The sequence below is a fragment of the Streptomyces bohaiensis genome, from assembly GCF_012033785.1.
Taxonomy (GTDB): domain Bacteria; phylum Actinomycetota; class Actinomycetes; order Streptomycetales; family Streptomycetaceae; genus Streptomyces; species Streptomyces bohaiensis.
Genome location: NZ_JAAVJC010000185.1, coordinates 1 through 9,542 on the forward strand (window position 1 = coordinate 1; position 9,542 = coordinate 9,542).

Annotated in this window: 11 protein-coding genes; 5 read left to right on the forward strand and 6 right to left on the reverse strand. The window is 76.0% G+C overall.

All coding sequences use genetic code 11. From position 1 onward, the window contains the following. The coding region (locus HCN52_RS17685; protein ID WP_168089424.1) for a glycosyltransferase family protein at positions 1–1,134 on the reverse strand (1,134 nt) is incomplete at its 3' end. Between the two features lie 112 nt (positions 1,135–1,246). On the opposite strand from HCN52_RS17685, the gene HCN52_RS17690 reads away from it, so the two are divergent. Next, positions 1,247–2,551, forward strand: a complete 1,305-nt coding sequence (locus tag HCN52_RS17690) for a molybdopterin-dependent oxidoreductase (protein WP_168089425.1) — start codon at positions 1,247–1,249, stop codon at positions 2,549–2,551. A gap of 322 nt (positions 2,552–2,873) precedes the next feature. Here the strand turns inward: HCN52_RS17690 and HCN52_RS17695 are convergent, their stop codons facing one another. From HCN52_RS17695 to HCN52_RS17715, 5 genes are all read right to left on the reverse strand, one after another. Further along, on the reverse strand, positions 2,874–3,650 hold the full coding sequence (locus tag HCN52_RS17695; protein ID WP_168089426.1) for a class I SAM-dependent methyltransferase: 777 nt from the start codon (positions 3,648–3,650) through the stop codon (positions 2,874–2,876). Next, positions 3,647–4,264, reverse strand: coding sequence for a TIGR04282 family arsenosugar biosynthesis glycosyltransferase (locus HCN52_RS17700; protein ID WP_168089427.1), 618 nt, complete (start codon positions 4,262–4,264; stop codon positions 3,647–3,649). The genes HCN52_RS17695 and HCN52_RS17700 overlap by 4 nt, the downstream gene beginning before the upstream one ends. Beyond that, the gene (locus tag HCN52_RS17705) at positions 4,261–4,968 is read right to left on the reverse strand and encodes a glycosyltransferase family 2 protein (protein ID WP_168089428.1); all 708 of its coding nucleotides are present in this window, start codon (positions 4,966–4,968) and stop codon (positions 4,261–4,263) included. Before HCN52_RS17705 ends, HCN52_RS17700 begins: the two co-directional genes overlap by 4 nt. Positions 4,969–5,090: 122 nt before the next feature. Next, positions 5,091–6,092 carry an NAD-dependent epimerase/dehydratase family protein gene (locus HCN52_RS17710; protein WP_168089429.1) on the reverse strand — a complete coding sequence of 334 codons (1,002 nt, stop codon included), beginning with the start codon at positions 6,090–6,092 and terminating at the stop codon, positions 5,091–5,093. Between the two features lie 158 nt (positions 6,093–6,250). Continuing rightward, complete coding sequence (locus HCN52_RS17715) at positions 6,251–6,508, reverse strand: hypothetical protein (RefSeq protein ID WP_168089430.1); 258 nt, start codon at positions 6,506–6,508, stop codon at positions 6,251–6,253. 326 nt (positions 6,509–6,834) lie between these two features. Between HCN52_RS17715 and HCN52_RS17720 the strand changes: the two genes are divergently transcribed. From HCN52_RS17720 to HCN52_RS24855, 4 genes are all read left to right on the forward strand, one after another. Next, the gene (locus tag HCN52_RS17720) at positions 6,835–7,482 is read left to right on the forward strand and encodes a trimeric intracellular cation channel family protein (RefSeq protein WP_168089431.1); all 648 of its coding nucleotides are present in this window, start codon (positions 6,835–6,837) and stop codon (positions 7,480–7,482) included. A gap of 301 nt (positions 7,483–7,783) precedes the next feature. Further along, positions 7,784–8,737, forward strand: a complete 954-nt coding sequence (locus tag HCN52_RS17725; protein ID WP_168089433.1) for a ribokinase — start codon at positions 7,784–7,786, stop codon at positions 8,735–8,737. 225 nt (positions 8,738–8,962) lie between these two features. Next, positions 8,963–9,331, forward strand: coding sequence for a hypothetical protein (locus tag HCN52_RS17730; RefSeq protein WP_168089432.1), 369 nt, complete (start codon positions 8,963–8,965; stop codon positions 9,329–9,331). Further along, on the forward strand, positions 9,328–9,542 hold a 215-nt coding region (locus tag HCN52_RS24855), incomplete at its 3' end, for a hypothetical protein (protein ID WP_209314674.1). The genes HCN52_RS17730 and HCN52_RS24855, both read left to right, overlap by 4 nt.

Below are 9,542 nucleotides of genomic sequence, written 5' to 3' on the forward strand. Positions count from 1 at the left end.
GCCGCCCCCCGGCCCGGCGCCGCGCCGCCCGTGCCGCTCCCGCCACACCGCCGCTGCCGAACGCCGCAGCCCCGCCACCGTCGCCGGCCCCACCACCAGCACGGCGCACGCCAGGTTGGCCCACACCCAGTAGCCGTAGGGCCTTACGCCCCCCGCGCCCTGGTGGTACCGCTCCACCAGCAAGCGGTACGCCTCCCACCAGTCGAAGCCCAGCAGCGCGAACGCCACCGGCGCCACCGCGGCCCCCGCGAGCAGCAGCACCACCACGACCGGCCGCTCGCGCACGGTCCGCGCCCCCAACAGCAGCACCCCCATCCCGAGCACCCCCAGCAGGACCAGTCCGTAGGAGAGCTGGCACGCCCAGCCGAACAGCAGCCCCGCACCCGCCGCCCACCACACCGACCTCCCGGTGACCGCCAACGCGAGGAGTGCCACGGCCCACGCGGCGACCGCCGTGAAGTACGCGTCCGCGGACGTGCCCATCCACACCGCGCCCGGGAGGAGCACCAGGAACGGTGCCGCGCGGCGAGCGAGCGGCTCACCGGCGAGCGCTCGCACCGCCACCAGCACGGCGGCGCAGGCCGACGCACCGGCCACGATGCAGAACGCCCCCGCCCAGCCGCCTCCGGACAGCCCGACCCGGTCCAGCAGGACGAAGGTCAGCGTGGCGCCCGGCGGGTGCCCGGCCACGTGCGTCGGCCAGTTGTCCGGTGCGTCGATGAGGATGTGGTCGGTGAACCCCCGCAGCGCCGCCGGGACATCGGTGAACCGGTCGACCGCCGCGAGGTACTCGTGGCGGTTCTCCATGCGTTCCACCACGCCGCGCCGCCAGCCGTCCACCAGGGCCAGCGCCCACGTCCACGCCGTCGCCGCACCCCAGGCCGCCAGGGGCACCGCCCCCCACCGTGCCCGGGCCGCGACGACCGGCCCCCACAGCACCACGGCCACCGCCAGCACCACGGCCGGTACCGTCCCCGGGCCGAGGTGGGGTTCCCACACGGCCGACAGCGGGGGCCAGTTCACGTGCAGGGTGCCGTCCTCACGCTGGATCCGATGGCCCACGAGGACGGTGACGGCGACGAGCACGGCCGCGGCCGACGCCGCCACCAGGTCTCGCTTCAGGCAACGGGTCATCCGAGCACGCTAGGCCCGCGCCGGCCGGGCGCCCCGCCGCGCACGCGGACGTCAGCCGTTTGCCGCGGGTGGCACCCCCGTTCGTGGGGCATCCCGGACATAGCGTCGCGTCATGCGCGACCTCACGCTTCCGAGTTCCCCCACCTTCTGGCGCAGCCCGGTGCGGGGCACCCGGTTCACCTCGTTGCTCGGCCTGGCGCTGCTGGTCGGCATCCCGGTGGTGTTCGCCACCGGACTGCTCTCCTACGCCGCGTACAACCCCGACCTGTCGCCGGTCAACGACCAGACCCCTGACAAGGGGCTCCTCGGCGGCTACCTCTTCCCCTGGCCGACCGACCCCCACTGGCTGTACCGGCTGACCCAGGGCGTGCACGTCACGCTCGGGATCACTCTGGTGCCGGTGCTGCTGGCCAAGCTCTGGTCCGTGATCCCGCGGCTCTTCGCGGTCCCGCCGGCCCGGACCCTCGCGCGCGCCCTGGAGCGGCTCTCGCTGCTGGCGCTGGTCGGCGGTGGGCTGTTCGTCTTCGCCACCGGCATCCTCAACATCCAGCTCGACTACCTCTTCCCCGGCTCCTTCTACCGCCTGCACTTCTACGGCGCGTGGGTGTTCGTCGCCGCGCTCGCCCTGCACGTCGCCCTCCGGCTCCCGGCCGCCCTCCGCGCCGTGCGCCGGCGCGGAGGCCCGCCCGAGGGCGGGGCGGACTCCGGTGCGTCGGATCCCGGTGCGTCGGACGCCGGCGCATCGGACGCCCTCCGGCCCGCCGCGCCCACCACCTCCCGCCGAGGCGCCCTGTGGTTCGTCGGAGCCGGCTCCCTGCTGCTCCTCGGCACCACCGCGGGCCGCAGCTTCGACGGTCCGCTCCGGGCCACCGCGCTGCTCGCCCCGCACGGCTGGGCCGAACCCGGCGACGGTCCGGGCGGGTTCCAGATCAACAAGACCGCCGCCTCCGTCGGCGTCACCCCCGAGGAGACCGCCGCCGAGGTCTGGCGCCTGGCGCTGGTGGGCCCCGCCGGGACGGTGCGCCTGAGCAGGTCCGACCTCGCCGCCCTGCCGCAGCACACGGCGGCGCTGCCCATCGCCTGCGTCGAGGGGTGGTCCACCTCCGACCAGCGGTGGCGCGGCGTCCGACTGCGTGATCTCGCCGGCCTCGCCGGCCACGAGGAGGGGAGCGTCCCGGACGTGCTGGTCACCTCGCTCCAGCGGTCCGGCGCGTTCCGCCGCGCGGCGCTGCGGGCCAACCAGGTCGCGGACCCGCGGTCGCTGCTCGCCCTCGAGGTCAACGGCGCCCCCCTCACCCCGGACCACGGGTTCCCCGCTCGGGTGATCGTCCCGGCGGCGCCCGGCGTGCTCAACACCAAGTGGGTCGCCCGGATGGAGTTCCGGCAGCTCTCGGCGCGGGACGGCGGTGACCGGTGACCGGCCGGCGTTCCCTCCGTGCCGCGACCGGCAGCCCGGTGGTACTGGTCCTGCTGGGCTGTTCCTTCGCGCTCACCGGCTACGCCGGGGTCCGGCTGCTGGAGGGCGACTGGTTCATGATCCTGCTGTGGGTGGTGGGCGCCGCCTTCCTCCACGACCTCGTGCTGCTGCCGCTGTACTCGGCGCTCGACCGTGCCGCCACCCGGGCGTGCGCGGCGCTCGGGTGGCGAGAGGCCGTCGTGCACGTCCGGGTGCCGGCCGCGCTGTCGGGGCTGTTGCTGCTGCTCTGGTTCCCCCTGATCAGCGGTCGGGTGGCGGAGCGCTACGCGGAGGTGACGGGCTTGTCCGGCAGCGGCTTCGCCCAGCGCTGGCTGCTCATCACCGCGGCGCTCTTCGCTCTCTCCGGCGCCGCGCTCCTGGTGCGGTTGCGGAGGGCGGCGAAGCAGCGTCCGCCGACCGACCACTGATCGGTCGCCGACCAGCCGGGCCGCGCGTGGCGGAGCAGCGCAGCCGTTCCCAGCCGCGCCCAGGGGAACGCCGACCCGCTGCCGCCACTGCCGTCCGGGTCGCGTACCAGGCGCACCTCGGCGCGCTCGTCGACGTCCACCGGCGCCGTCTCGGCGATGAGCAGGCCGCCCGGCGCCAGCACGCCGCCCAGACGTTCCAGCAGGGCGCCGGGATCACCGCCGATACCGATGTTGCCGTCGATGACGAGTGCGGTCCGCCAGCGACCCTCCCGGGGCAGCGGGTCGAACACCGAGTGCCGCAGCGCGGGCGCACCCAGTGCGGTGGTGTGGTCGACCGCTGCCGTGCTGATGTCGATGCCGAGCGCGTCCCGACCGCCGGCGGACAGGGCCGCCACCAGGCGTCCCGGCCCGCAGCCGACGTCGAGCACGGGGCCTTCGCAACGGGCAAGGACCGAGCGGTCCGCCTCGTCGGGGCCGCCGCACCAGCGCTCGACGTCCAGGTGCAGCAGCCAACCGTCGCCCCGGCGCAGGTAGAGCGGGCCCCGTCCGTCGCGCAGGGCGTCGGCGTAGGGCTCGCTGGACCAGCACCGGACCGGGGCCGGGGGAGTGGCGGTCTCGTGGGAGGTGCTCATCGCGTGGCGCCCGCCTTCAGCCGGAGCAGTTCCGCGGCGAAGCGGCCGCGCGGGGCGGCCGCCGCCACGATCTCGGCGTCCGGGGCCTCGTCCACGTCGGTCAGCGGGGGCAGCTCGCCCACCCGCAGCCCGGCGGCGCGGAGGCGTTCGCGCTGGGCCCGGCCGGTGTGCGGTGTCGACATCGGCACGCCCGCCAGCAGGGCCGGGTCCGGCCGTTTCAGGCCGAGCGCCCAGAACCCGCCGTCGGTCGCGTCGCCCAGCCAGGCGTCGCAGGCGTCGAAGGAGACGGTCAGCAGTTCGGGCGTCACCTGCGGGGTGTCCATGCCGACCAGGAGCGCGGGGCCGTCACAGCCGGAGAAAGCGGCGGCCAGCCGCTGGTCGAGCCCGCCCGCGCATTGCGGTACCACCTCGAAGCCGGCGGGCAGCCAGTCGCCGGGCGAGCCGTCCAGGACCAGCACCCGCCGGTCAGCGGGGGTGCGGGCCACGGCGTCCAGCGTGTCGGCGAGTGCCGCCCGCGCCAGCGAGGCGGCCTCCTCGGGGGTGAACGGCGGGGTGAGACGGGTCTTCACCCGTCCGGGGCGGGGTTCCTTGGCGATGACGAGGAGCGTGGTCACAGGCGGGTCCTTTCGTCCGCTGCGGACACCGGTGTGGCGGCGAGCACCGCTCGCATGTCCCTGACGGCCTGCCAGGTCCCGCGCCAGGTGCCCGTCACCTTCGAGGTGCCGGTGCGGGGGAGGTACGGCACGGGGTGCTCCGTGATCCGCCATCCCGCCTCCGCCGCCCTGACCACCATCTGCAGCGGGTAGCCGCTGCGTCGGTCAGCGAGCTCCAGGCCGAGCAGGGCTTCGCGCCGGGCCGCCCGCAGCGGTCCGATGTCGTGGAGCGCGACGCCGGTGCGTCGGCGGACCATCCGTGCGAGCGCGGCGTTGCCGACGCGGGCGTGCACCGGCCAGGCGCGGTGGGTGCGAGGACGCCGCCGCCCCAGAACGAGGTCGGCGGCGCCGCGGGAGACCTCCGCCACGAACGGGACGAGTCGGGCCGGATCGAGCGAGGCGTCGCAGTCGCAGAAGCAGACGATGTCGGCGGTGGCGGCCGTGAGCCCGGCGTGACAGGCGGCGCCGAAGCCCCGCCGGGACTCGTGGACGACGGTCGCGCCCAGCGAGCGGGCGATGTCGGCGGAGCCGTCGGTCGACCCGTTGTCGACGACGATCGCGCGCCACCCGGGTGGGATCCGTTTCAGGACCCAGGGCAGGGCGGCCGCCTCGTCCAGGCACGGCAGGACGACGTCGGCCACCGGGGAGGTGGGGAGGCTTGCCATTCCCTCACCCTAAAGGTGCTTTGCGGGCAAATCCGGCAATTGCGGTGAGGGGTGCACCGTGTGGCGTCACCCTCCGTGCCCTGCCTTCGAGCCGTACGGGAGGTGCCGCTCGGCCGGGCGGCTCACTCGCCGCGCAGCGGAGCCGAGGCGAACTCCCGCATCCCGTCCTCGAACCGGACCGTCGGCGACCAACCCAGTTCGGCGCGGAGCAGCGAGGAGTCGGCGGTGACGTGCCGGACGTCCCCGAGCCGGTACTCCCCTGTGACCACGGGGGCCGGGCCGCCGTGGGCGGTCGCGAGCGCGAGCGCGGCCTCGCCGACGGTGCGGGGGTCGCCGCTCCCGGTGTTGTAGCTGCGGAGCGCGCCCGGACGCCCCTCGGCGAGCAGCGCGGCGACGTTGGCCTCGGCGACATCCCGGACGTGCACGAAGTCCCGGCGCTGCCCGCCGTCCTCGAAGACGCGCGGCGCCTCGCCCCGCGCCAGTGCCGAACGGAAGAACGAGGCGACGCCCGCGTAGGGGGTGTCCTTCGGCATCCGCGGACCGTAGACGTTGTGGTACCGCAGCGCGACGGCCGAGCCACCGGTCGCCCGGGCCCACGAGGCGGCCAGGTGCTCCTGCGTGAGCTTGGTGCAGGCGTAGACGTTCCGGGGGTCCACCGGCGCGTCCTCGCCCACGAGTTCGGGAGCGAGCGCCTCGCCGCACCGCGGGCACGGCGGCTCGAACCGGCCCGCGTCGAGATCGGCCACCAACCGCGGACCCGGGCGGACCACCCCGTGCCGGGAACACCGGTAGCGCCCCTCGCCGTAGACCACCATCGACCCGGCCAGCACCAGGTGCCCGACGCCTGCCTCGGCCATCTCCGCGAGCAGGACCGCCGTCCCGACGTCGTTGTGCGAGACGTACGCCGGGGCGTCGCCGAAGCGGGAGCTCAGCCCCACCATCGCCGCCTGGTGGCAGACGGCGTCGACACCGACCAGCGCCTTCGCCACCACCTCCGGATCCCGCACGTCCTGTGCGGGATCGGTCCGCACGTCCAGCACGACGGGATCGCACCCGTGCGCCCGGAGGGCGTCGACCACATGGGACCCGATGAAACCGGCACCGCCGGTGACGAGAACTCGCATCCCGTCACGCTAGGGCGGGGGTTGCCGACGGGTGTCCGGCCGACGCGGCCGATGGCGGCTCCCTCGCCGGTCCACCGCCCGATTGCAGTAACGCGCGGCACCCTCCCGCGGCCGGCCGGCGCTCCGCCCGACCCGGGTGCGACGGGCCCGGGCGCCGGTCAGCTGTGCGCGATGACGTGCGGTGCGGGGCAGCGCCGGTCGGCGCGCTCGGACAGCACGAGGAGCGGGCGGTCCGGGCCGTCCACGGCGATCAGGCAGCTCGCGGCCTCCCCGGTGGCCGGGCCCCGCGGATCGCCCACCGGCACCGGGCGGGAGGAGGAGGCCATGGCCTCCTGGGCGGTGGCGGTCTGCGTCGGCGACAGTGCCACCGCGCAGAGGAGGGTGACGACGCCCGCGGCGGTCCGGATCGGTCTCATGACCGCTTCAACGACCCCTCCTGGGCCCCGGTCACGGCCCCTGCCGGCTCCGGCGCGGCGTCGGACGCGGTGTCGGAAGCGGTACCGCGTCGCGGTGAGCGGGACGACGGTTGAACCGTGGTAATGTGACGTTCACACAAGCCTTCCCGGCTCGAGGTCTTCTCGCCGGGGAGGCTTTTCTCATCCGTCGGACCGTCGGACCGTCGGACCGTCGCCCCGCCCCGCCCCGCTGCTGCGCCTCCGCGCCTCCGCGCCCCGCTGCCGACGGGCCGGCGCTGCGGCCGGCCGGTGCGGGCAGAACAGCAGGCAGGGGCAACAATGCCCGGGTGGACCTTCTCGACCCCTCGCTGCAGCGCTACCTCGACCTCGGCGGCATCTTCGTCTTCGCCATCTCGGGCGCCCTCCTCGCGGTGCGCAAGAACTTCGACGTCTTCGGCATCGCCGTCCTGGCCTTCGCCACCGGTCTCGGCGGTGGGATCTTCCGCGACCTGGTGATCGGTGCCGTCCCCGCGGCGTTCAGCGACCCCGGGTACTTCCTCACGCCCCTGGTCACCACGGTGACCGTCATCTTCCTGCACCCGGAACTCGGTCGCATCGACCGGGCGGTGCAGGTGTTCGACGCGGCCGGGCTCGGGTTCTTCTGCGTCGTCGGGACGGTCAAGGCGTACGAGTACGGACTCGGCACCGTGGGCAGCGCCGCGCTCGGACTCGCCACCGCCGCCGGCGGCGGCGTGGTGCGTGACGTGCTCGCCAACGAGGTGCCCTCGCTGCTGCGGCGCGACCGGGAGATCTACGCCGTCCCGGCCATCGTGGGGGCGAGCGCCGTCGCGCTGCTGCTGCGGTTCGACGCGCTCAACAACTGGACCATGACGGCCGCGGCGCTGACCGCCTTCGCCATCCGGCTCCTGGCGCTGCGCTACAACTGGCGGGCGCCGCGCGCCTGGTCGCGTGGCGCGCCCGGAACCACGGGCTGAAGCCGCCCGGGCCCGCTCCGGTCTCCGCCCGGACGACCGGAACCCGGCCGATCCGCGACGTCCCGACGGCGCGCCGGCCGCGTCGTCGCGGGCCGGTCGGCGGGCACCCGGATGTTCTCCCGCACGGCGTCCGCCACCGCGCACCCACGCGGCCACGCGGTGGCGCTTCGCCGGTCATCCGGTGGGGGAGGGCGCCCCCGCTCCCCGCCACTCCGGCAGCACCACGAAGCTCCCCGATCCGGGCGGGTCCTCCGCCGAAGCCAGCCGCATCCGCCCGGCCCAGCCCTCGTCCGGCCACCGCGTGGCGGAGTCCCAGCGCACCCCGGCCAGTGAGGGGGAGTCCCCGAGGGCGTCGCGCAGATCCGCGCCCGCGAACTCCGTCGCGGCCGAGCGCAGCGTCTCCGCGGCCCGGTCCAGTGACGCGACGATCGCCGGAGCCGGTCCCACCGGCCGGCCCGTGAACCCGCGTGCCACCTCGATCGCCCGGGTGGGCGACGACGCGCACGGTGCGCTGCTGCGGCAGTCGCTGCGCGAGGCGGGCGCGGACACCCGGGCGGTGCTCGGCGGCGCCGCCCCGACCGGGGTCGCGCTGATCACGGTGGACCCCTCCGGCGACAACAGCATCGTCGTGGCTCCGGGCGCCAACGCCCGCCTCACCCCGGCGGATGTGACGGCAGCTCAGGAGCTGCTCCGTCGGGCCGCCGTGGTCTCCACCCAGTTGGAGATCCCCCTGGAGACGGTCGCCGAGGTGGCGCGGCGGCTGCCGCCGACGAGCCGGCTGGTACTGAACCCCTCGCCGCCCGCGGTGCTGCCCGCGGAGGTCCTGCGCGTCTGCGATCCGCTGGTGGTCAACGAGCACGAGGCGCGGTTCCTGTTGGCCGGCTCCGATGACGGGGGCGCGGCACGGGCCCGGGAGGAGGCCGGGGACGGCGAAGGCGTCGCCGACTCCTTGGTCGCCGAGCAGGCGACGGCGCTGCTCTCCCTGGGCCCGCGCTCGGTGGTGGTGACGCTCGGTGCCCGGGGCGCCCTGGTGGCGACGGCCGAGGGCACCGAGCGGGTGGACAGCCCGGCGGTGCGCGCCGTCGACACCACCGGCGCCGGCGACGCGTTCACCGCGGCGCTGGCGTGGCGGCTCGCCAGGGGCGAGGAACTGGTGGCCGCGGCGCGGTTCGCGGTGCGGGTGGGCGCGGCGGCGGTGACCCGGGAGGGCGCGCAGCGCTCCTTCCCGTCGCTCGGGGAGGTCGAGGCGCTGTAGCCAGGGCCCGCCCGGGGCCCGTCGCCGGGAAGCGCGGTGCCGCGACGGGCTCCCGCGCTCCGGCGGTGGCCGGAGCGCCCGCACGCGCGCCGGAGCGGGCGAGGGCGGGCCGTGCGCTCCGAGGGGTGGCTGCCCGGCGCGGCCGGCACTACGGGGAGCCGAGGGTGGGCACCCTCCTGGTACGGCGTGATCGGTGACGCCCCGGCAGCTGAGGGGAGACGCACGATGGTCTGGTACCTGGCGATGGCGCTCGGCGCGGTGGGCGGCGCGCTCACCGAACTGCTGGTGCTGCACAGCCGCATCGCGGCCTGGCGGTCGGCCCGACGCGGGGCCCGGGAGCGGGGCGAGCCGCTGGTGCCGCTGGCGCGGTACACCGACCCCCCGGCGGACGCGCTCGCCGCGGCCAGTCTCGTGGTGCTGGGCGCGGCTGCGGGTCTGCTCTTCCACAACCAGGTCGTCGGTTTCGCTGCGGCGATCGCGGTGGGTGTCTCCGCCCCGGCACTGCTGCGGCAACTCGGAACGAGTGCCGGTGTCCGGGAGGCGGTCCAGGGACCGCCGGCCGCGGTGGTGGCCGAGAGCGAGGTCCGCCCGTGACCGCCTCCCGGGCGGCGAGGTTCCGTTCCGCGCTTCTCGGCCCGCACCCCGGGGCTCGCCACGAGCGGCACACTGCGGGCCGACCGCTGTGGCGCCGCTACCTCGCGTCGCTGCTGGGTGTCCCGCTCCCGCCGGTGGGCCGCCCGACGGCCTCGGCCGGCCGTCGCACCCCGGTGGAGGTGCCGGCGCCGGCTCCCCCGGCGGCGACGCC